This is a genomic window from Almyronema sp. (assembly GCF_052168255.1).
Taxonomy (GTDB): domain Bacteria; phylum Cyanobacteriota; class Cyanobacteriia; order Phormidesmidales; family Phormidesmidaceae; genus Sphaerothrix; species Sphaerothrix epifaneia.
Genome location: NZ_JBQLZL010000042.1, coordinates 55,370 through 78,061, shown reverse-complemented (window position 1 = coordinate 78,061; position 22,692 = coordinate 55,370). Strand labels below are relative to the sequence as shown.

The window sequence follows — 22,692 nt, the reverse complement described above, 5'->3', positions numbered from 1 at the left end:
CCGCCAGCGCGATCATCAAGCTGGGCTAGTCAAACAGCCCTACCTGGCCGCGATATCCGGTAAACAGGCGACTGCCATCAGGAAAAATATGAACTTCCATTTGATCGCTCGCCCAGTTAATAGCGTTTTTAAGCGCTGGGTTGAAGACATGAACCCGCTGATTTTGGGAAGACACAGGAGAGGTCGCCTCGTGAATGGCTAGCGATTCTACATAGGGGCCATCTACTAAAATATCGAGCTGCGCTAACAAAGCCTGAGAGCCGACAGGGGCTGATTCTGCCTGTAACTGTTCCCAGGTAAACCCTGAAAAAGACATAACGCTTAACCCTTGCGCTTTCACCTGCCGAGCGACTTCAGCTAAGGCCACAGCTTGCCAAAAAGGTTCACCCCCCGAAAAGGTTACGCCCTGGTTGCGCGGTTCACGCAAAATGCGATTGACCAGAGCCTCAACAGAAATAATTTGGTTTGGGGCAAACGACCAAGACTGAGGATTAAAGCAGCCAGAACACTGGCGGCAGCAACCCTGCACCCACACGACTGCCCGACAGTCTGGCCCGTTGACTTCAGATCGATCTACGTATCCCATCAGATTCAGGTGTTCTGGTAGTATGGATGCCAAAGGGGAAAGCAGCGGCGATGCCGGGGGGAAAGCAGCCATGATATTTAGCCTCCTTTCTTGATCTACATAGCGTCAGCGGTTAGTTCAGCCATCAGTTCAGCCACAGACACGATTTTCTCGGCGCGGCCAGCATTGCTACCCGCAAAAACCAGCCCTGTTTCTACCTCGCCGCGAGCCGCGCGGTCTAAGGCTTTGAGGATGCAATAGGTTTCTCGCCGATCGCGAAATTTACACACCTGCAAACAGTTCGCCAGACACAGTCCTTTCGGATTGGGTGTGCCTGTAGACAAAACCGTATCGGCAAACGCGTTCCGTAGGGCGCGACCGGGCAGCCCAACTGGACTGGGTACCAAAACCACATCTTCAGGCTCAGCCTGGAGATGAAATTCTTTGTAGCGAATATCGGCGTCACATTCGTCAGTGGTGATAAAGCGAGTGCCGATTTGAACACCGCTGGCTCCTAACGCCAGGGCGCGTTCAATATCAGATCGATCCCAAATGCCGCCTGCTGCAATTACGGGGATATCGGCTTCTAAATCGTCGTGCAGGTAAGCCAATAAAGCCGGAATAACAGAGGCGATCGCCACCTCAGGCTGCCCTAGGGTTTCAACTTTTGCCCCCAAATGTCCACCTGCAAAGTGGGGATCTTCGACGATAAAAGCATCGGGTAAACGGCCATAGCTTTTTTGCCATTTGCGGCAAATCAGTTGAGCAGCGCGGCTGCTAGAGACAATCGGCACTAGCGCTACATCAGGTGTGGCCTGGGTTAGTTGGGGAAGGTTGAGGGGCAAGCCCGCCCCCGAAATAATGAGATTGGCTCCGTGGTGAGCCGCTGTTTGCACCAGGGTTTCATAATCACGAGCCGCCACCATAATATTGACAGCCAAAATGCCGTCGGGGCTGAAAAAGCGAGCTTTATTAAGTTCGTCAATTAGGGCTAGCCGATTGGCTTCGGCAAACTGAATTTGTCGCTGTTTAGGGTTGGTGGCGGTCGGGTCGAAATAGGGCGAATTCATGCCCAAGCCAACCGCCGAAATAGTGCCAATGCCGCCTGAGTTGGCGACGGCAGCCGCCAGGTTAGCACCTGAAATACGAATCCCCATGCCTCCCTGGATGATGGGGTACTGAGCGAGGTGCTGACCAATTTTTAAGGGACTGAGTGCTGTCATAGGGTAAGCGTTAACCTATCAAAAAGAAAAGTGAAGAATAAAGCGGCAGATGCAGAAAATCCCCTGGACGGGGATGAGAGGAGATCCATTCTGGAGCCTTAACAAAAACTGTGGGGCGAAACGGAGACGCTAAAAATTAGCCCCTATTCCGCTGAAACCAACACCGCCGAGGTGGGATCAGGATGCGGCTCGGTGTGACCCGGTTGCGGTTGCTGCATGATTTGCTCAAACGTGCGATCGCCAATGGCTGTTCTGACTTGGTCTGTTAGCGATTGCAGCAGATTGCGATTGAGCCAAAAAGCATGATTCGCTTCATCGACAATGGCTTGAGCTAGGTCTGCCTCTAGCGGTAACTGGTCGAGCACATCGCGATACTTGGCCTTAAAGGCTCGCTGCGCCTCGACGGTCGGTATTTGAGCAAACTCATGCAAACCAGTACCGCGATCGCTGGGTAGCTGCATAGCCGCCCGCGCAATTTTTTTCAGCCCTTGGCCGCCGGAGAGATCGCCCATATAGCGCACATAGGCATGGGCAACCAGCAAGGCCGGATTTTTCAACGAAACTTCGCGAATGCGGGCGACGTATGCTTCTCCTGCGGCAGCAGGAACCACTTGGTTACGCCAGTTTTCGCCGTAGTAATAAGCCAAATCGTCTTCTAAATTGGCAGTACGCAACAGTTCTGGAAAATACAAAGGCCCAGCGATCGCATCTGCCCGGTGCCGCAACATTTCAACTTCTAACGTGCGGTAAACGAAATACAGATTAGCCAGTAGCTGACGGAAAGCAGATTTGACGACCCTGCCTTGCAAAAAGCATTTCATAAAAGCAGTATTTTCTGCCAGCGTATGGGAGGCTTGCGTTCCTGCCCGAAGCTGGGCGGACAACGGATACATCATGTTTTAAACCTGAGAAAATCAACGGCTTTGTGAAGCGGAAGTTTGAGCCACGCGTTTTTAGCGCGGTGCTAAAGCGCAGATTGCAACATCAACCAGTCTTGAGGTTTGAGATAGGTAGAATACAATTCAGCTTCTGGGCTATTGGCAGCAGGGGTGTAGCCGTATTGCCAGCGAGCCAGCGGGGGTAAAGACATCAAAATTGATTCGGTACGACCATTGGTTTGCAAGCCAAACACCGTTCCTCGGTCATAGACCAAGTTAAATTCGACATAGCGACCGCGCCGATAAAGCTGAAAATTGCGTTCGCGATCGCCATAGGGTTGATCCTGGTGTCGTTCCACAATCGGCACATAAGCGGGTAAAAAGGCATTGCCACAACTCTGCACAAAGGCAAACAACTCTTCCCAACTACGAGCCACTGGCCCAACGCGCTGACTATAGCGGCCAGCCACTCCGCCTAGGTCAGGCCCCGCATAGAGATGGCCGCGATAGTCTAAATAATCAAAGAAAATCCCTCCAATCCCCCGACTTTCTTGGCGGTGCTTGAGATAGAAGTACTCATCACACCAATGCTTAAAGGCCGGGTAAAACTCAGGATGATGAGCCTCACAGGCTTGCTTTATCACAGAGTGAAAATGAATGACATCTTCCAGTCGAGGATAGTAGGGTGTTAAATCAACCCCACCCCCAAACCACCAAACCGGGCCAGCTTCAAAGTAGCGATAGTTGAGATGCACCGTCGGCACATAGGGGTTACGCGGATGCAGCACCATCGAAGTCCCCGTTGCATAAAAGTCATTCCCTGCTGCTTCAGGCCGCTGGCTTAAGATAGCCGGGGGTAGGGTATCTCCCCAAACCTCGGAAAAGTTGACCCCGCCCTGCTCAAAAACTCGCCCACCGCTAATGACTCGCGTACGACCGCCGCCGCCTTCGCTTCGCTGCCAGGGATCTTCTTGAAATTGAGCTTCGCCATCTAGCTGTTCTAAAGCCGCACAAATCTGATCTTGAAGCGTCTGCACATAGCGCTTAAATCGCTGACGGGCATCGGCGGGGGGCACCATTTGAGCCTCAAGCTGTTGAGGCGAGTTGCTTTGAAAACTCATAGGGAATCTTACTGAGTCGGATAAAATTTACATTCATCACCATATAGCGATTAAACGATTTAAGCAATTCTCGTTTCAAAACTTCACACACGGGTTTGGTGGGGTTTGGCTATCGGTGGCGTTTGCTGACAGCAGGCAGGCGGCCTTGATCGCTAGCGGCTCAAGGCTGAGGGCAAAAGGAAAGTCCTTTTGTTAGAGGCTTTCAGCCAGCGAAGTGGGGCAACGTTTGTCGCTACGGCTATAGCTGTAAAAGCGGATCGGCGTCAGGGGTGCGCTGCCCCAGCCCAAATCAACAACTTTGGGTAGTCGTCTAAGGTGAGTGAAAAAATGTAAAGGCTGCAAGGATGGCCGCAACTCATACTATTCTTTTTATAGCTATTTAGTGATTAAGACTTTTGGAGCGAAATTTATATGGTAAATACCGTCTCATCCCCCGCCCCCCGTTCTAAAGTTGAAGTTGCCGAGAACTTACTCACCCCCCGTTTTTACACAACAGATTTTGAAAAGGCGGCTAGCTTAGATCTTTCGGCTGGCGAGGTCGATTTACAAGCGATGCTGGTGGAAATGCGGGCTGATTACAATCGCCATCACTTTGTCCGCGATCAGGGGTTTAAGCAGGGCTGGGAGCATATTCAGGGGGAAGAACGGCAAGCTTTTGTAGACTATCTGGAGCGATCTTGTGTTTCGGAGTTTTCTGGCTTTTTGCTGTTTAAAGAACTGTCACGCAAGCTGAAAAAGCGCAGCCCGATTCTGGCAGAAATTTTTTCGCTGATGGCGCGTGATGAGGCGCGTCATGCCGGATTTCTGAATAAAGCGATGTCAGATTTTAATCTTTCGCTGGATCTGGCTAAGCTCACCCAAAACCGTACCTATACGTTCTTTCCGATTGAGTGGATTATTTATGCGGTTTACCTTTCAGAGAAAATTGGTTACTGGCGCTATATCCTGATCTATCGCCATCTAGAGCAACACCCCGAACATCGCTTTTATCCGCTGTTCAACTATTTTGAAAGCTGGTGTCAGGATGAAAATCGTCACGGCGATATTTTCAAAGCGCTATTGCGATCGCAGCCTCAAATGTGGCAAACCTGGCAGTCTCGCCTTTGGAGCCGTTTCTTTTTGCTTTCTGTGTTTGCTACGCATACACTAACGGTGCATGAACGCGCCAAGTTTTATGACATGCTGGGCTTAGAGGCTACTCAGTTTGACGCTGAGGTTATTCGCCAAACCAACGACACCTCTGCTAGAGCATTTCCGGTCATTCTCAACGTCGATCATCCTGACTTTTTCAAGCGGCTCGATCGCTGTTCCGAGCGTAATCTGAAGCTCAAAGAAATTGACCAAAGCAAAGCCCCTAAAGCTTGGAAGCTGTTACGCAAAATTCCGCTAGTGGCTGGCATTGTTGGCGATTTAGTCAGGCTCTATTTAATTAAGCCGATCGATGCTGAAGCCTTACGTGGAACCGTGCGCTAAGGCCGGATAGCTGCTTAGCCTAGCTGCTGTAATAGCTTAACCAAGCGCGATCGCCGTACTACATATACACCGCGTAGCTTACCGTGGCGGGTTTTGACGCTAGCCTGAGAAAAGGCTAACACCGCTGTTACATAGCGAACTCGAAGCTGCCGCTTGACCTGAAAAGCCTGCTTCATGCATTGCCGTAGGAAGTCTTTTTCAAACCCATAGGTCTGTTTACCCATTTGGCGGTAGAGGCGGTTGCCATCAAAATGTACTTCGCCTTGGTGAGATTTAACATCAATCACGTAAACCCGCTTTTTGGGCGAAAAGCAGACAATATCAGCGTCTCCCAAACGGTTTTGCAGCGGCAGGTTATATTCAAAGCGCCAGCCTTCTGCTACTAAAGGTTGTAGCAGTTGAGCAATGTCCTCCTCTGCTTGGGCACCGCGATCGGCTCGGTTGGCCTGCTGCCAAAACTTTTTACCGTGCCAAATCGAAACCGCCGATCCGGTCAAAAACAGGCCGTAGGCACAGACATAGAGCGGAGGAGGTAGCCACACCGAGCGTTTGGAAGCCTTAGCAAAATCAGCGATCGCTGTTTGCAACATCAAGGGCGCGATCGCCAACCCTAGCGCCGCCAACCACCAATAGACGGCTTTAGAGCGTCGCTGTAAGGCCATTCGGCGTACATTTTGTCCGGCCCGTCGGGGCGATCGCACCATGACCCATTTTGGCTAACTGCGTTTTTTATCATAAACGCCAGCGACAACCTCAAAAGTCTGTCGGGGCTGGGTTTGACAAGACTTTAAATTGTCTAAAGGCTCATCTACTCAGCAAACCGACAACGGTTTGAGCTTCGTTGAGTAAACTAGACCAGCGATCGGGGCTAAGCCTACCGTCGGTGCGGTAATAAATGAAGGCATGGCCTGCCCCTTCTGTGCAGGTACGCTGCCGCTGCTCGTAGAAGGGAATCACCCGATAATCAAAAACCTGGCGAATTCGGGCTTCATCAGTTCCGCGTAGCAAGTACCGCTGCGAAAACTGAGGATAGTCGCCAAAGTCAATGTCGCGGTAGCCAAAAACACGGCCAATTTTATGAAACAGATTTTCGGGTATGAGCAGAAAGGTGGGCAAATCTAGCTTTTCTGTCCACAGCAAAGCCACGGTGTGATAGTGCGTACTGGAGTTTTTGCCGCTCCCTGTTCGGTAGCTATAGTCGAACAAACAGACGTCCGCGCCGTTCGCCCGACCTTTCAAGACGTTGTGAACCCGACGCGATCGCCCTTTAGAAAACAGGTCAAAGTTCCAAATCAGCGCCGGGATTAGATGATTCCCTTTGTCTAAAAACGTCAAACCCAACTGAGAAGCTAGAGCAGCAATGGCTTGCGTACGCCTATGAGCGAAATAAAGTCGCAATCCCAGCGCTATCGCAAACACTAAAGTCGCAATTACAAAAATCCAGGCTTGTTCCATCGCGCCATCGCTCGTAAACCACTGGCATAGACTTCACCCGACTGGCGACTAACTCCGCAAGTCGTTTACCCAAAGTCTTATATAGATAGAGGCTGAGGGCAGAAGAAAAGCTTTTTTTGTCTAGCCGCTTTCAGCGATCGCAGTGTTTTAACGCTGGTGGCGACAGCAATAAATGAGAAAGAAGCCCCCCCACGCCGCCCGCAAGACTTTTGCTCCAGAGCCGCCAAACAATGCTGCAAAAGTTACAAATCCGTCAAACCCTGATGGGTCAAAGGAATCCGCATCGCAGGTAAAGGCAAAATTAAAAAATATTTCTAAAGCTGCCAGTATTTGCGTTAATCTTTGTTAAGATAGATTAAACGAAACCGTAAGGATAACTGCTTATGCCATATACCACTGAAGAAGGCGGACGCCTCAACAACTTTGCCAGAGAACCTAAAATGTACGAGGCTGAGCCGCCAACAGGCGCACAAAAACGCAACTACGTTATTTTAGGAGCCTTGGGTTTAGCCTTGATCAGTGGCCTATGCTATGTAGCGGCTTCGGTTTCTTAATTAGCGTCATCCGCTAATTCATTAATTTATTAACCTTGAACTCATGCAGCTTGAAGACCGGGCTGCATGAGTTTTTTTTAGATTGTCCTGAAACGAGCGATCGCGGCTGTTAAACAGAAAAGAAGCAAGCGTAGTCGCTATTTGCAACGCGAAGTTACGGAGTTTGAGGGAAGTGTGCAATGATAAACGCGAGGGTTCTGTACGCAGAAGTGAACGAATAGGGCTGCACTATGGCAAATCAGGAGCACCTTCAACAACTTATCCAAGGTAGCGAAGAATGGAATCAATGGCGCACGCAAAACAGTGCCGCCACCATTGACTTAAGCTACGCCGATTTGAGCCAGCGCAAGCTGATAGCGGCCAATTTGCAGACGGCTGATCTCACAGGCGCTAACCTTATCGGTACAACCCTCACTGAGGCCAATTTACATCAGGCCAATTTAACTCAGGCGGATTTGAGCGGGGCTGATTTGAACCAGGTCAATTTGGTGCAGGCCAATTTAGCCCAGGCCAACCTGTTAGGGGCTGACCTCAGCGCCAGTAACTTACAGCAAGCCAACTTAGCCCGAGCTACGCTAAATCGCTCTGACCTGAGTGAAGCCAACCTGTCGGAAGTTGATCTTAGCGCCGCTAGCCTGGTTGGGGCAGAACTTAGCCGCGTTAGTCTACAGGCGGCCAACCTGCAATCGGCTTATCTCAAACGCGCCGATCTGCAACGCTCTGACCTGAGCCAGTGCAACCTGGTACAGGCTGACTTAACCGACGCGCGACTGCTCAACACTAATTTAGATAATGCCAACCTTAACCAGGCCATCTTAAAAGGTGCAAGGCTGAATCGAGCCACGCTGGTTAACGCTAATTTGACGGAGGCCAATCTAGCGGGAGCGACTTTGCTAGGGGCTGACTTAACCGGAGCCGATTTGACCGGGGCTAATTTGCAAGCCAGTAACTTCAGCGGAGCCAACCTCAATCAGGCCAATCTTTCGGGGCAAGATCTCAGCTCGCTCAACTTCACTGGGGCTAGCTTGAAAGGCACGATTTTGCAAAATGCTGATTTGACGCAAGCAATTTTGACCGAAGTTGACCTGACGGCGGCGGATCTAACCGGGGCTAAGCTGCCTGGTGAACTGGCTTTTTCTCAAGAGGAATGTTAGGACTGGCCCTTCATACCAGCAGTCCGGCTTTAGGGTTGGCGCTGAGCGATTTTGAGACGGTGGATCGCCAACGGGTTTGGCCTTTGGGTCGCGATCTCTCGACCTATTTGCACGACTACCTGGCCGAATTTATCCAGCCCTATACTTGGCAAGATTTGAGCTTTATTGCCGTCGCTAAAGGGCCGGGGGGCTTTACCGGAACGCGCATTGGCGTCGTTACGGCTCGAACGTTGGCTCAGGCGCTCAACCTGCCGCTGTTTGCTGTTTCTAGCTTGGCTGCTTGGGCAGAGCGATCGCAGCCAACTCTTGAGCAGGCCATTGCTGTTCAGATGCAAGCTCAGCGCGGTGAAGTCTACGGCGCTATTTATCAGGTGACGGCTAAGCGCCTGACGCCTGTTCTGGCAGATACCGTCATGCCCCTGGCCGATTGGCAATCTAAGCTTGCCGTCTGGCCTCAGCCTTATCGGCTGGTACTGGCCGAGGGCAACCTAGCCGACTCGGTTAGCGCTGTGTTAAACCTGGCCTATCAAAGCTGGCAGCAAGGCGATCGCCCTGATTGGTCAGCCGCTTTGCCTTATTACGGTCAACATCCGGTTAAAAATTGAAAATGCTAAAAAAAGCGGCAACCCCCTTTTAGCCACCTGCCTAAGCGACGGCACTGCCCTGCTGCTGCTGCAGGCGATGCATGTGGTGAAAGAGCTGCCAGCAATATTGTTCGGGTAAGCCACAGGTGAGCGCCCCTCGCAAAACTACGTTGAAGTACCAGTCGTTGGGGGCGATTTCGTAGGTGAGTTTTTCCAGGACGGTGTAGGTACGGGTGGCAGCGTATTGCCGAGCGTTGCAATCGACGGTGACAAACGTTTGGGTATAGCCTTCTTCGCGTTCATCTAGGCGATCGCTAAGCCGCCACGGCAACCGATAGAGAACGCCTTGCACCGTCGAGTGCGGATCGGGGGTAATATCGAGAACTCCGCAGTTGCGCAGGCGCGATCGCCGATAGAAGCCGAGACGATGACCTTTGAGGGTAGCGGGACCAATCACATAAGCGTGAGTTTTTTCGGCAAGCGATCGCTTCAGGTCTACCGGGCACATGCAAGAGCCGTAGGCAAAGTAATAAAAATGGGTTTCTGATACGTCAGCGTTTGCGGTAAGTCCTGACAACGGCTCTACAGACATCAGCAGCGATCGCCTCTTAAACTAAGAAAAAATTGGCAACAATTGAGCAGAATTCTAGCAAAAAATCAATAGCCAATACGGCGCTTTAACCGCAAGCCATCTTCAAACCGTCTAAGATAAAAAAGCTTAAGATTCAAACCTTTAAAGACTTATGACCGCTCAAGCTGCTATTCCTCCAGCCATTGAAAAGTCTAGCTGGCAGTGGCAAGGCCATGAAATTAAATACGCAGTACAAGGAGACGGACAACCCCTGATTTTAATTCATGGCTTCGGGGCTTCTGTCGGTCACTGGCGCAAGAATATACCCGTATTGGCCGCCGCTGGCTACCGAGTGTATGCCTTAGATTTGCTTGGCTTTGGTGAATCGGCTAAGCCCGCCCTCGACTATACCCTTGAGTTATGGCAAAGTCTGCTACAAGATTTTTGCCAGACGCATGTACAGCAGCCCGCCGTCTTTGTCGGCAACTCTATTGGTGGCTTACTAACGCTGATGATGTTAGCCAACCACCCAGAATTAGCCCAGGCAGGGGTGTTGCTCAACTGTGCAGGCGGCTTAAACCATCGCCCCGAAGAACTGATACTGCCATTACGTCTGGTGATGGGGGTCTTTACAAAGCTGGTGAGTTCTAAGGTGGTAGGGCCGTTTGTGTTTAATCAGGTACGGCAAAAATATCGCATTCGGAGTTCGCTAAAACAGGTTTATCGCAATCCAGCCGCCATTACTGACGAGTTAGTAGAAATGCTCTATCGGCCTGCCTGCGATCCGGGTGCGCAGCAGGTATTTGCTTCAATTGTGACTGCGCCGCCTGGGCCTAAGCCAGAAGCGTTGTTGCCTCAAATTCAGCAGCCTTTGCTGGTGCTGTGGGGAGAAGAAGATCCCTGGACGCCGATCAAAGGAGCTGAAGTTTATCGCCAGTTGAGCGAACAGGCAGAAGCGCAACCGATGGTGACGTTTCAGTCTATTCCGCAAACAGGGCATTGCCCCCATGATGAGCGGCCAGAGGTGGTGAATTCAGCCATTCTAAACTGGCTAACGACTTTGTCATGAGTGTGATCTAACCTGTTTGCACCATCAGTAAGAACGCATCCCCGTACCGTTAGGCCAGGGATGCGTTATGGCGATAGCCACCTGATTTGAGACCCTGCAATCGCTGCCAGTTTTTGACAAAGCAGCCTTCCTTCTGCCCTCTGTCCTCAGTTTTTTGCCTTTAGCTATCAGTTGCGATCGCTTTTTTAGGGAGGTGTGGCAGCAAGCCAGATCGCTAAGCTGCTACGTCAATTAGTTGACCCAGGGTTTGTAGCAACACTTGCTCGTTATAGGGCTTCGAGAAATAGGCCGTTGCCCCCAGGCTCATCGCCAACTGACGATGCTTTTGGCCGCTACGCGAGGTCAGCATAACCACCGGAATTGGCTCAAAAGCGGCATCCGCTTTAGCTTTAGCCAGAAAACCATAGCCATCTAGGCGCGGCATTTCGATATCGCAAATTACCGCTTGCGGACGCAGGCCGTTTTGGAGCTGATCGAGGGCATCTTGTCCATCTCTCGCCTGTTCAACCCGGTAGCCTGCCTTTTCTAGCGTCAGCGCCAAAAATCGCCGGACATTAATCGAGTCATCTACAATGAGCAGCGTCGGTCGAGTCCGCCCAGCGCTGGCAGCCAGCAGCCCAGACTGCCGATTAGCCTGGTCTACCAACTGATAAGACAGGCTAACGGTGGGTTTAGGCGGCGGCGTTGTCGATCGCTGAGTGCTGGTAATCCAGTGCAGCAGTTCTGGAACACTCACCAAAGGTACAACGCGACCATCGCCCAAAATGGTGCAGTTGCTAAAGCCAGAAGGCAAAGGTAAATCACCCTCTACTCGGCGAATCGCCACTTCTTGCTCCCCCCAGCAGCGATCAACCTGTAAGCCCACACACTGCCCCCCATGATTGACCACCAAAACCGTCAGCGCATCAATGGCTGGAGGAGTTTCTAGTTTGTAGGTAGGGCGGGGCCCGTTGAAACGTAACCAGTCTGAGAGCCGCACCAGCGGAATCAGGCGATCGCCCCACTTAAACCCTTCATTGTCAGCCGCTGCTAGAATGTCTGCCGACGGCAGCACTAGAATTTCTTCCATGGCATCGGTGGGAATAGCGATCGCCATGTTTTGGCTTTCAGCTAAGAGAATGCGAGCCACCGAAAGGGTGAGCGGCACCGAAAGGGTAAAGGTGCTGCCCTGCCCCGGCTCGGTATCTACTAAAATTTCGCCTCGCACCTGCTTGAGGTTGCTGCGCACCACATCCATGCCCACCCCTCGGCCTGAGAGGTCAGTCACCTGAGCCGACGTCGAAAAACCCGGTTCAAAAATCAAAGAAAGCAGATCGGGTTCACTCGCTGCTGCTAGCAAATCAGCATCTAACCCCATCTGTTCGGCTCGCTGGCGAATCTTATTGAGATCGATTCCCCGACCGTCATCCTTGAGCGTAATCACCGTGCGGTTGTGCCGATGAGCAGCGCGAATTTCAATCAAGCCCTGGCGAGATTTACCCTTAGCCAGCCGGGTATCGGGATCTTCTAAACCGTGGTCAAAGGCATTTCGCAGCAGATGCATGAGCGGATCGGCCAGGTTTTCTAAAATGTTGCGATCGACTAGGGTATTGCCGCCAACAATTTTGAGTTCGGCTTCTTTGCCATGTTGCAGACAAAGTTCGCGCAAAGCCCGTGGAAAACGCTCAAGCACGTCTGAAAGGGGACGCATCCGCACCTGAGTTAGCCCGTTTTGCAACTGTTTTCCGGTTTTGTTAAAGCTGCGTCCGGTTTGCTCTGTTTCTTCTAGTTCCAGCTCAATGTCGCTGGTGACTTCTTGAATCTGGACAATGGTTTCCATCATGGTTTGAGAGAGCAGATGCAAATCGCTGTAGCGATCCATTTCTAGCTCGTCAAAAGCCTGATCTAACAGCGCCGTTGGTGCCCCTGCCGAACTGCCCCAACCCAGCAATTCTGATTGATTGGTCGCCTGCTGAGGCGTCGCCGCTGGCAGGTAACGACGAATTGAAACCTGGTCGTAGGTTGAACGAAGCTGGGTATTGGCTTCTTCTAAGGTGTGAACCCGCTGTTTGAGCGCATCTACTAAGCTGCGCAAGCGGTTGACGTTGAGGGTAAGACTGTTGCGCTCAATCGTCAGTTCGCCCATCAGATCGTTGAGGCTGTTGAGCCGCTTCACTGAAACGCGCACCGTGCTATCTAGGTCTTCGGCCTCAGCGGTTGCAGCCGCTTCGGGCTGTACTTCTAGTGCCTTAAAGCGGTGAGAGGCCGCCGTTGGGGCGCTCAAAAAACGATCAGCGGCGATCGCTTCTGGTACTGAAGGCGTCGTTTGCCAGTCAGCCGCTTCGACCCCTGGCTCAAAGGAGACGGTTTCATCCCACTCAACCGCGGCCAAGTCTTCGGCCTCCGGTCGGGTGGCTGCAGCCATCGGTGCCGCTGCAAAACCCGCAAACTCAGCAATCGTCGTCGGCAACAAAGACCATTGCCCGGTCAGCACCAGCGCTTGCGATCGCCGCCAAGCTGCGACCGCCTGCTGCGCGATCGCTTCATACTGGGCAGGGGTAGCTTCAAGCTGCTCAACCACAGAATGGCACAGCGCCGTAAAGGCAGGAAGTTGCAGCATCTCCCCTAGCCCTTCTAGCTCCTGGGCAAGAATCATAACTTCTTCGTTGAGGCAAGGTTGCTGAGGATCGGCCAGAATGGCTTCTAGCCGTTGCAGACAGCCTTCTACCTCCGTTTCAAACAGCATCGGCACAATATCTTGCCCCTCTTCTGGCGAAAGCATAGAAGCCGCGTCTTCGGCCTGCGGATCGCCCAAGCGCTGGTGCAACTGCTCAAACAGCGGGTCAGCCTGACTGGCTAGCCAAGCTGGATCAACCGACTTTTGCTGCCGATGCCAAACAATCACCTGGCGCAGGCAATCAACCGCAGCCAGCAGCCAGCGCTCTAGCTCAGAATCGGTTGCTAATTGCTGTTTTTGAACCTTCAAAACCTTGAAGGAATCTTCTAGCTTATGGGCTAGCTGATTGAGCACTGTATAGCCCATCATGCCAGCGCCACCCTTGATGGAGTGAGCAGCCCGTAAAGCCGCGTTGATCTTTTCGGTTTCTACCTGGCCGTGAGCCAGCCCCAGCAAGGCGGCTTCTAAGTCTGCAAGATATTCTTGAGCCTCATCGAGAAACTGTAGCTTAATTTCCAGTTCCTTTTGGTCGGACATAATTTACCCCTCAGCATCAACTTTGAACGTGCCAACTGAAGCCTGTAGTTCTTGGGCAACCGCAACCGTTGAGCGCAGAGCACTCGATACTTGCAGAGAGGAACCAGAGGTTTGCTTGGATACTTCCGCAATCATCTGCATCAGTTGAGAAACCGTCGTTGAAGTTTCTACCTGAGACACCGTTGCACTAGAGATAGACTGCACCAACTGGTCAATCTGGCGCGAAACTTCGACAATTTGCCCCAGGCTGGCTTTGGCTTCTTCTACCAAGTGGGTGCCTTCCACCACCTGGGTTGTGCTCTGTTCCATTGCTTCGACGACCTGAGCAGTTTCTCGCTGAATGGCATCAACGATTTTTTCAATCTCTTGCGTGGCTGCTGCAGAACGGTTGGCAAGTTCACCAACTTCTTCAGCTACCACAGCAAAGCCCTGGCCTTCTTGACCCGCCCGCGCCGCTTCAATGCCAGCATTAATTGCCAGCAGGTTGGTTTGCAGCGCAATTTGGTTAATTAGCGAAACCACTTTTGAAATTTGTTGAGAAGATTCGCCGAGCCGCTTCACCTTCTTGGCAGTTGTGCCTACCGTTTCACGCAGCATCAAGATGTTTTGCTCTGTGCGTTCCATCGCGGTACCGCCAGACTCAGCCGTCATAGAAGCTGTCCGCGCTACCTGAGCAGCCTGGTGGGCGCTGGCGGCTACCGACTGAATTGACTGGGTCATGGTTTCAACCGAGCTGAGGGCGCGGGTAATATCTTCAGCTTGGCTCAGCGCTTCGTCAGCCAGTTGCCGAATGGCTTCTTCGTTTTCGCCTACCGAGCGGTTCACTTGCTGGGCGGTGGCTTTAACCTGGGTCACAATCTGCCGCAGGTTTTCAACGATGGAGTTAAAGAAGTCGGCTACGGTGCCAATTTCACCTACGGTGACATCAGCCCGCACGGTCAAGTCGCCGCTGGCCGCGCCTTCAATATCGCCAAGGAGATTGATTAGCTGCATCTGTAAGGCTTCTTTTTGCTGTTGCTGGTCTGAGGCGATCGCGCGGGCTTGCTCTGCTGCCTGTTCTCGCTGGGTGAGCAAATCACAGCGATCGAGGGCTAAGCCTACCTGGGTAGCCACCTGGGTAAAAAAGTCGATCTCGGTGGTTGTCCACTGTCGTGGGCGCGAACATTGGTGAGCAATCAGCAACCCCAAAAGCTTACCCCCCTGATTAATGGGCGCAACCAGATTGGCTTTTACCTGGAAAGGGGCTAGCTGCTTCAGGTGGCATTCTGTCAAACCCGCTTCGTAGATGTTGGCGGTTGCCTGTACCCGACCCTGCTCATACTTTTCTACATAGTTGCGCTCAAAGCAGGGGTCGTGGATTTGGGCACCTAAGGCTTGCGGCCAGGGGGCAACGACGGCTTCTAACGTAATCGTGCCTTTCCAGTTTTGATCAAAGCGGTAGACAATCACCCGGTCGGCCTGTAGGGTTTGACGCACCTTTTCGACGGGGAGCTGAGCTAGAACCGCTTCAGCCGTTTCAGCTTCGAGGGTTTCTAGCGTGATGTCTCGCAGGGCTTGCGATCGCTCGGCTTCAGCCGTCCGGCTTTGCAGGTAGGCAAGCTGGTCTAGCATGCCGCCAAGCTGAAGCGCCAACTGACGCATAAAGGTAATTTCCAAACTTTGCCAAGCGTGCGGCTGGTTGCAGTGATGGGCAATTAGCAAGCCAAAGAGCTGCCCTTCATTTAAGATCGGCACAACCAGGTTGGCCTTAATTTGCAGCCGTTCCATCAGCTTCAGGTGATCGGGATGAAAGCCTGCGTTAAAGACGTCGTCCGTGGCGACAACCCGGTCTTTTTGATAACCCTCAATTAGGTCTAGGGGAATGCAGGGGTCTTCAATTTTGTCGTTGAGGGCTTCCGGCCAGCCAGCCGCCACCGACTCATGCGAAATATAGCCACTCCAGTCGGCCTTAAAGCGGTAGACAACTATGCGATCGGCGGCTAAAGATGTCCGGGCTTCGGTAAGGGCTTTGGTAAAGGCGGTTGTCAAGTCTTGCGCATTACGAATGCGAAATCCTGCAATTTCTGATAGCAACCGCGCCTGATCGGCGGCGTTGGTTTGCTCTTGCAAAAAGCCTTTAACCCGACTCACCAGCGTATTAAACGTATTGGCTAGAGTTTGCGTTTCTTGGGCACCACAGGGCACCGCAGCTACGTCTAAATTTCCGGCAGCTACGGCTTCGGCTGTGCCAGAGAGATAGCGCAGCGGGCTAGAGAGCTGGTTGGCTAAGCGCAAAATAACGGCGATCGCCACCCCGGCTGCCGCCAGCGTTACCAGGGCAAAAATGACCAGCAACCGCTGACCAGCCGTTTCTAATTCGTCATTACTAATTGAGGCGATCGCCATTAGGTGAGTATTTGCGATCGCCGACAAGTAATACTTGCGGCCACTGGCAACAAAAGAGACAACTAGCCCCTGATTGTTTTCGTCGGTTTCAAACTGACTAACGTCTAGCTCTTTGAGGTCGTATTGATTTTGCAAATCGGCGGAGAGTTCAGCCGGGTTGGTGGCTGCGGCCAGCGCGTTGTCTACTGTCAGAGCAACCTCACCCAGCAAATCACCGCCAACAATTTCGCGCGTATCGGTTACCCCATCCGCCGTGATCGTTTGCAGCACTTTGCCCGTAAAGGCATCTACTAGCTGTACCTGCTGAGAACCTTCGAGTCCGGCCAATTCCAGCATTTCTGGAATGACTTGAAGTCGGGCTGAGTCAGCCGGGACAACCGCTTTTACCACTCCCAGAAAATCACCCGAAGCTGGATCGGCGATCGCCTGACTAAACTCAATGCCAAAGGTGCCTGCAGACTCGTCAAAGATCGGCTCAGATACCCAGCGTCCCTTACTTTGGGCTTCTCGCCACCAGTCTTCATCACTTTGGACAAAGTCAGAGGTGGGGCTGCTATAGGCCACGTTTAGCCCCCGCTGCTCAGTAAAAAACAGCTCAGCCAATCCGGTGGTTTCAGCGGTTTGAGCCAGGTAGTTGTTGAGGGCTTCACTAGGACGCAGCAGCTTGGTTTCAGCAAAGCGCTGCTCGACCTCCTCGGCTGAAAGGTCATTGAGATCAGGCGATCGCTGGCTAGCCGTTTGCGCCGCTTCAATCACCAATGGATTATCAGCCACCAGTTCTGGAACGCTGGCAATTTCTTGCAGATAGTCGCGCGTCAGTTCGCTTGCCAGCATGGCTTTGCTGTGAACGCTTTCCGCCAAGTCTTCCTCTAGATTTTCGTGAATTACCCGGTAGCCAACCGTCCCGGCGATCGCTAGCGGAATCAACACAGCGGGCAAAACTCCCCGTAAAAGCTGAAACCGTAAACTTTTAGCCTTATCCGGCTGGTTAGAAGCCAATCGCCAGGTCATTTCAGTCGGTTTGTGAGCAACGGGTAACGTTTGAGCCAGCGGGCTGTTCGTATTCATTTTGGCTGCCAAAGAGCTAACTTTATTTGAGGCGCTGATGGGATGCGTCATGGAAACAAAATCCTCGACAAATAGTGGGAACGAATGGGGGGTGAATATAAAGCGAGGCGGAGCCAGAAGGGCAGCTTTCGGTGCCGATTTGCCTAAGCCAGAACATCCGGGTGTCGCAGCAAAGACGCCTGACTGACGGCAGCGGTATCGAGCACCAACAAAACCCCGTCTTCTTGCCAAATGCAGCCCTGCAAATAAGGCACTAATCCAGTCGTGGTTTGCCCTAAAGGCGACTGAATAATGTCTCTTTCGAACCAAACCATGCCATCAATTTGTTGAACGGCTAAGCCCAGGCTGAGTTTGCCAACTCGAATCACAATCAGGTTGTACTGCTGCGCAGCCACGTCTAGCCGACTAATTTCCAACAGGCAGGCTAAATCAACCACCCAGAGAACCCGGCTACGGTGATTCATCAGCCCCAACATGCAGGCTGGCATATTGGGCAAGGGGGTCAGCCGCTGCACAGGTAGCGTTAGCACTTCTTGAACATGCGCCATGGCAAAAACAGCCGGAACTTTAGCCCCTAAGTGAAACTTGAGATGAGCCTCGCCTGTCGCTTTTTGAGCGCGATCGGGTAGCGGAACAATAGCTGAAGTATTCATGCAATTAGAGAGTGACTGACTTAACGGCGCGAATCAGTTGTTCTTGAGTAAACGGCTTCGTGATATAGGCGTCGGCACCCTGCTTTAGACCCCAAAGCCGATCAATTTCCTGGTCTTTTGAAGAACAAATCACCACCGGAATTTTGGCGGTTTCCGGGGTTTTCTTCAGCCGACGACAGAGTTCAAACCCGCTCATACCCGGCATTACCACATCCGTAACAATGACCGCTGGTTTGAGGGCGATCGCTTTTTCGATCGCTTCTTGAGCAGTGACCGCCCCAACGACGGTGTAGCCACTGTCACGCAGATAGTGACTCATCAGTTCCATTTCAGACGGCGTATCTTCCACGATCAAGATTGTTTGGGTCAGCGTAATACTCATCTTTGAAAGTCCTAGAAATGTGAGCAAAACTTTGGTTGTTTTTCAACAAAGGCTCAGGCGGTAGAGGCAGCACCGACTAGGGGCGTGTGGATTAGCCAGCAGCGAGCAGCCCTAGCTGAGCAGGGTGACTTGAACTTGCCAGCCTATTACGCCACCGACGAGCCAGCCTATTTCAAATGCTTGAACACCATCTTGAGTAAGTCAGGCTGGGTAAAGGGTTTGGTGAGGTAGCCAGAAGCGCCAACCAGCTTAGCTTTGGCGCGATCGATCAAGCCCGTATTCCCCGTCACCATAATGATGGGGGTTTGTTTGAACAAGGCATGTCGCCGCAAGAGTGAGCAAAGCTCATAGCCATCCAGGTTAGGCATGGTGACATCTAATAAGATCAAGTCGGGTTTGTTGCGAATGATCTTCATCAGCGCACTGACTGGATTTTCAATACGCAAAACCTTAAAGGCTTTGTCATCTAAAAACGCCTCGATCGCGTTTAAGACCGTTGGGCTATCGTCAATGCACGCTACCGTGTAGGTTGTCTTTTGCAGAGAACCGGGCGATCGCTGGCTTTGATCAGGCTGAACAACTGCCTCAGGTGACGTCGGGGAAACCGTCGGCGGCAAATTGACCGTCGCCGGGGCTGGCCGCAGCGGGGTGGCTGGCATCGCTACGGGACTGGCCACAGCAGCAGGCTGCTGCTTGAGTCGTCGCACCTGGCAAGCCTCAACCAAAGGCCGCAAATCTAGGTGACAAAACCGAGGCAACTGGGCTAATTGCCCTTCTGCCAGCAGGTCATAGTTGCCCATTTGCAGCGGCAACACGGTTTCTAACACTTCTTTAGCCAGCGCTTCAATTAGCTCAGCCGCTTGGGCAGGGGTTAGGTACTGCTGGCCGACTAGCCAGCAAATAGCTTCATAGTCCCAACAGCGGCTGATGTCTTCTTCAATCGGCTTTTCAAACAACAGCCGAATTTGAACCCGCACCGGACTTGCTAAGCTGGGAATCTGGGCATTGAGGCGACGCAAATAGCGATCGAGTCGGCCAAAAGGATCTAAAGAATTAGACGCATAAATGAGCTTTCCTTTCTCTAAATAAAGCATCCAAACATTAGACGCATCGGCAACCCGTAAACAGCCACTCGCTTGCCGACTTGCAGCCTGCGCCAAGATGCTGAGTAGGTGTAGTTCTTGGGGAGAGCGATAAGAATAGCTATTCATAGCAAGGACACTTGTGCTTGTGCGCATTTCAGCCAATCCGCTTGAAAGAGAGAGAAATCAGTCAGACAGGTCTTCAAAACTGCCAAGTTAGCCGCAAGCCAGCGTCAAGCCACCCGGTAACCGCAGTTGCCGTTACCGTTAGCTCAATCATCTAAAGAATTTGCAGAGTATTTTTTGCCTTTGCAGCGGTTTATCAACCGATCAAAGGGGCGCAGCAAACTAGCTGTTAATCAAGTCGCTAAGCTTGAATTTTGCAAACTTCAATGCGCTTTTCTCAGTGCAACACTGCTGGTGGATTTGTGAGCAGCCAAAACTTTGCAGTTTAAAGACCAGTAGATTAAGCACCCTGGTAAGTGAAAGCGCGAGATGACCTGATTCTGATCAGATTTCAATTCTTCTAGCTGGATGGGGCACCAGCTCAACTCCGTAAACTCAGCATGGTCGTTTAGACCAAACGCCTCAATACTCGTGTAATACCGGAGACAGCGTCAATTTAGGCTCTGCAAGTTTATGGTTTCTTAATGTGACAGTACGAAAACGTACATTGAATATTCTCAATCCTTGTGCAGAAAGCAAAACGTGATATATTGATGAATTCTAGAAGTGTTCAGAATAAATAAATAAGTAAAATTGCTTATTTAGTAGCAATAGTTTGAAGCAAAAACTGTCTACGTTCAGACTTAATTTCTAACTTTATGGGTTTATAAAGAACGCTTTAATTTTCAGCCCATTTTGTGAAAAGTAGCTTTTTTTTGACTGAAAGCCCGCCTGATTAGCGGCGATCGCTCGTCCCTTTTTTAGCTTAAAAAATGTCAGTCCTTAGCTAAAAACTCAGCCATTTGGCGTAGCTTCGTCAAGAATTGTGCGTAATATTGCCCACTGGCTCTGTTTATTGCACCCAGGATGAGTTAGCTTGCAAATCGAAGGCGTTCGGAAACGTCACCTCTAGCCAGGTTGGGGCAAATTCCTGGTGCTGAGGTCAGTGCATCTCGGTTCATTCTTCTAAACTCAACCGCCGAAAACTCAGTCCATAGTTTTTGAAAAGGTTGTTTTACCGCAAAATGCTTAAATTTCTGCACGAGTCGATGACTCCTGCCTTTGCCGAACTGCTTCAGTGGTGTCTGATTCAAGACCCAGCGCAGTTTGGGGTTGACAAGCTTTAAGTTACTTCCAATATGGGCGTTTTATCTGGGTAAACCAGACCGCCAGATTTGCAGGCAGTCTTTGCCGCCAGGTGGGCTTGCTCCAGCGGCAAAGCCTCAGGGCAGCAGCGGCTACAGCCGATTGCAAACGCGATTAGGCGTTGCTGTAGATAGGTTTAGCCGATCTAACCAGGTTCTCTGTTAATTGATTGACAAAGCCTTGACCCCCCTCAACGGTTGGGGTGGGGTTGGCGGCAACTCTCATAAGCAAACTCAGACTCAGCCCTGCTAGCCAGGGTTAGCGCAAACGACAAGGGTTTGTGAATCGATGGGTCTTTGGCTGCCTGCAGACGACTGGCAAATTTTTTAACGCGGTCATTCAGCTATTTTGACGGTTCAAACCAGCTTCAGTTGGGGTCGTGATCACGGTCAACTGAAGCACTGTCACGACGATTTTATTAGCAACTGCGCTCCCTGATCGATTATGAAAGACTTCGCCCCTGATTTTCGGTTTTTCGCAGGCGATCGCCCTTGCATTTTGTGTCCAGCTCAGGTTTTCTGGCTCAGTTTTTGGCTGACTTTCGGCTTTTATTCCTGTAGCCCCTCGGCGCAGGCAACCGTATTGGCAACTGAACCGGATTTTGCTGAGTGGGCGATCGCTGCCTCACCAACAGACACTTTATCAGCCGCCAATCCGGTTGCTAGCCCTGCAGCAGCACCCCATGAACCGGCTGACCCTGAACCCACCGCCACCGCTCCTGAGCCAATAGAAGCGCCAGCAGCCGTGGCTACCAACGCGGTAGCCCCCCCCCTCTCCGACCAGTCGCCCAGTCTCGCCACCGACAGCCCACCTGAGACAGCCGCAGCTAGCTTAATTGGTCTGAAACGTGGCGCGATCGCCCAGGCAACGCCTCCCATCCCCGCTGCTGAGGCTGAAAACGCCGCCCCGCAGACAGCCCAAATTGAACTGAATCCTGCAACCAGCGCAGACGAATTCCTCCCTGCTGAAACGGATGCAGCCGCTCCAGATCTGCCCCCGCAGGCTGAGCCTTTGCAAACTTATCAGCCCTTGCTAGCGTTTCAGGCGGTTGCGATTGTGCAAGACGATGAATTTGCCGGACGGTTAAGAACAACGGCTGTTTATGCCGTTAGTGAGCAGGTACTTTTCGGTGCCACCGTAGACTTAACCACGGGCGAAGCCTTTGTCGATTCTCGTCAGGAAGGCTTGAGCCTCAATGAACTCTACGTGGCGGCAGCGCCAATCCGTGAACTACCGAATTTGCGTTTGGTCGCGGGTCTGCTCGATCTAACGTCTTATTTTGACCGCAATAGCTTTGCCAAAGATGGGGCAACCCACTTTTTTAGTCCCGCTTTTCAAACGAATCCGGCTCTCAGTGCCGCCGGGATTGCCACTCGTCCGGGGCTACTGGTGAACTGGAGCGCCACCGACCAGCTAGAGCTTAAAGCCGCTGCTTTTGCTTCTACTCGCGATCTAGGGGACTTTGCCCTTGATGGCTTTGCCGCTGAAGTGGGCTTTCGCGTAGAAAACCTGATTGTGCGCGGTACTTATGCAACCGCTCGTGATGCTGGCGAAAATGACGGCTTTGGTGAAATCTTTCAGTTTCAGCGCAACAATGGCCGCTTTGGTCTGCTGGCAACCGATCGCGAAGTGGCCTATGGCTTTAACGCTGAATATTTTATCGAACCGCTGAATCTAGGCTTGTTTGGTCGCTATGGCTGGTACGAAAACACCGACCTTAATCGCGGTGGCAGCACCTTTAGCCTGGGACTCAATGCCCTGGATGTGTTTAGCGACCAAGACCGCTTGGGGTTGGCCTATGGTCAGCAACTAACCAACGACGACCTGCGCTCAGGCAAACGACCGGATGTTTGGGAGCTGTTTTACGATGCGCCGATTGTCACAGGTGTGCGGGCAGGCATTAGCCTGCAAAGCCGCGAAGAGTGGTCTGAAACCGTTGTGGGATTTCGTCTAAGAGCAGACTGGTAGAGG

Annotated in this window: 18 protein-coding genes; 6 read left to right on the top strand and 12 right to left on the bottom strand. The window is 51.9% G+C overall.

Annotated elements, in window-relative coordinates; all coding sequences use genetic code 11:
• Positions 1-25 precede the first annotated feature (25 nt).
• From ACTS3T_RS09615 to hemF, 4 genes are all read right to left on the bottom strand, one after another.
• Positions 26-658 (bottom strand): 4Fe-4S single cluster domain-containing protein, encoded by a 633-nt coding sequence (locus ACTS3T_RS09615; protein ID WP_377961841.1) that lies wholly within the window; start codon positions 656-658, stop codon positions 26-28.
• 23 nt (positions 659-681) lie between these two features.
• Positions 682-1,788 carry an NAD(P)H-dependent flavin oxidoreductase gene (locus ACTS3T_RS09610; RefSeq protein WP_377961844.1) on the bottom strand — a complete coding sequence of 369 codons (1,107 nt, stop codon included), beginning with the start codon at positions 1,786-1,788 and terminating at the stop codon, positions 682-684.
• Positions 1,789-1,931: 143 nt separating this feature from the next.
• Positions 1,932-2,684 carry a biliverdin-producing heme oxygenase gene (locus ACTS3T_RS09605; protein WP_377961847.1) on the bottom strand — a complete coding sequence of 251 codons (753 nt, stop codon included), beginning with the start codon at positions 2,682-2,684 and terminating at the stop codon, positions 1,932-1,934.
• 68 nt (positions 2,685-2,752) lie between these two features.
• Positions 2,753-3,787 carry an oxygen-dependent coproporphyrinogen oxidase gene (hemF, locus tag ACTS3T_RS09600; RefSeq protein WP_462934924.1) on the bottom strand — a complete coding sequence of 345 codons (1,035 nt, stop codon included), beginning with the start codon at positions 3,785-3,787 and terminating at the stop codon, positions 2,753-2,755.
• A 411-nt stretch (positions 3,788-4,198) separates the two neighbouring features.
• Here hemF and acsF point away from each other — a divergent pair, with 411 nt between their 5' ends.
• Positions 4,199-5,260 (top strand): magnesium-protoporphyrin IX monomethyl ester (oxidative) cyclase, encoded by a 1,062-nt coding sequence (gene acsF, locus ACTS3T_RS09595; RefSeq protein ID WP_377961850.1) that lies wholly within the window; start codon positions 4,199-4,201, stop codon positions 5,258-5,260.
• A gap of 14 nt (positions 5,261-5,274) precedes the next feature.
• Here the strand turns inward: acsF and ACTS3T_RS09590 are convergent, their stop codons facing one another.
• A complete protein-coding gene (locus tag ACTS3T_RS09590) occupies positions 5,275-5,964 on the bottom strand; it encodes a nuclease-related domain-containing protein (protein WP_377961852.1) in 690 nt (229 codons plus the stop codon).
• A 100-nt stretch (positions 5,965-6,064) separates the two neighbouring features.
• Complete coding sequence (locus ACTS3T_RS09585; RefSeq protein ID WP_377961855.1) at positions 6,065-6,715, bottom strand: hypothetical protein; 651 nt, start codon at positions 6,713-6,715, stop codon at positions 6,065-6,067.
• 383 nt (positions 6,716-7,098) lie between these two features.
• On the opposite strand from ACTS3T_RS09585, the gene psb34 reads away from it, so the two are divergent.
• The 3 genes from psb34 (at position 7,099) to tsaB (ending at position 9,028) form a co-directional block, all read left to right on the top strand.
• Positions 7,099-7,269 carry a photosystem II assembly protein Psb34 gene (gene psb34 / locus ACTS3T_RS09580; protein WP_377961858.1) on the top strand — a complete coding sequence of 57 codons (171 nt, stop codon included), beginning with the start codon at positions 7,099-7,101 and terminating at the stop codon, positions 7,267-7,269.
• Positions 7,270-7,499: 230 nt separating this feature from the next.
• Positions 7,500-8,423: a pentapeptide repeat-containing protein gene (locus tag ACTS3T_RS09575; protein ID WP_377961861.1), complete on the top strand. Its 924-nt coding sequence runs from the start codon at positions 7,500-7,502 to the stop codon at positions 8,421-8,423.
• Positions 8,417-9,028, top strand: a complete 612-nt coding sequence (gene tsaB / locus ACTS3T_RS09570) for a tRNA (adenosine(37)-N6)-threonylcarbamoyltransferase complex dimerization subunit type 1 TsaB (protein ID WP_377961864.1) — start codon at positions 8,417-8,419, stop codon at positions 9,026-9,028. Before ACTS3T_RS09575 ends, tsaB begins: the two co-directional genes overlap by 7 nt.
• A 40-nt stretch (positions 9,029-9,068) precedes the next feature.
• Here tsaB and ACTS3T_RS09565 read toward each other — a convergent pair whose 3' ends face one another.
• Complete coding sequence (locus ACTS3T_RS09565; RefSeq protein ID WP_377961866.1) at positions 9,069-9,599, bottom strand: gamma-glutamylcyclotransferase; 531 nt, start codon at positions 9,597-9,599, stop codon at positions 9,069-9,071.
• Between the two features lie 151 nt (positions 9,600-9,750).
• Between ACTS3T_RS09565 and ACTS3T_RS09560 the strand changes: the two genes are divergently transcribed.
• On the top strand, positions 9,751-10,647 hold the full coding sequence (locus tag ACTS3T_RS09560) for an alpha/beta fold hydrolase (RefSeq protein ID WP_377961869.1): 897 nt from the start codon (positions 9,751-9,753) through the stop codon (positions 10,645-10,647).
• 214 nt (positions 10,648-10,861) lie between these two features.
• On the opposite strand, the gene ACTS3T_RS09555 is transcribed toward ACTS3T_RS09560, so the two are convergent.
• The 5 genes from ACTS3T_RS09555 to ACTS3T_RS09535 all read right to left on the bottom strand — a co-directional run bounded on the left by ACTS3T_RS09555 (position 10,862) and on the right by ACTS3T_RS09535 (position 19,539).
• Positions 10,862-13,840: a hybrid sensor histidine kinase/response regulator gene (locus ACTS3T_RS09555; protein WP_377961872.1), complete on the bottom strand. Its 2,979-nt coding sequence runs from the start codon at positions 13,838-13,840 to the stop codon at positions 10,862-10,864.
• Positions 13,841-13,843: 3 nt separating this feature from the next.
• The gene (locus tag ACTS3T_RS09550) at positions 13,844-17,344 is read right to left on the bottom strand and encodes a methyl-accepting chemotaxis protein (protein ID WP_462934923.1); all 3,501 of its coding nucleotides are present in this window, start codon (positions 17,342-17,344) and stop codon (positions 13,844-13,846) included.
• Between the two features lie 92 nt (positions 17,345-17,436).
• Entirely contained in the window at positions 17,437-17,946 is a 510-nt protein-coding gene (locus ACTS3T_RS09545; protein ID WP_377961878.1) for a chemotaxis protein CheW, read from the bottom strand.
• 4 nt (positions 17,947-17,950) lie between these two features.
• Positions 17,951-18,328 carry a response regulator transcription factor gene (locus ACTS3T_RS09540; protein WP_377961881.1) on the bottom strand — a complete coding sequence of 126 codons (378 nt, stop codon included), beginning with the start codon at positions 18,326-18,328 and terminating at the stop codon, positions 17,951-17,953.
• Between the two features lie 167 nt (positions 18,329-18,495).
• On the bottom strand, positions 18,496-19,539 hold the full coding sequence (locus tag ACTS3T_RS09535; RefSeq protein ID WP_377961883.1) for a response regulator: 1,044 nt from the start codon (positions 19,537-19,539) through the stop codon (positions 18,496-18,498).
• Positions 19,540-21,165: 1,626 nt separating this feature from the next.
• Between ACTS3T_RS09535 and ACTS3T_RS09530 the strand changes: the two genes are divergently transcribed.
• Positions 21,166-22,689 (top strand): porin, encoded by a 1,524-nt coding sequence (locus tag ACTS3T_RS09530; RefSeq protein ID WP_377961886.1) that lies wholly within the window; start codon positions 21,166-21,168, stop codon positions 22,687-22,689.
• The last annotated feature ends 3 nt before the right edge of the window (positions 22,690-22,692 follow it).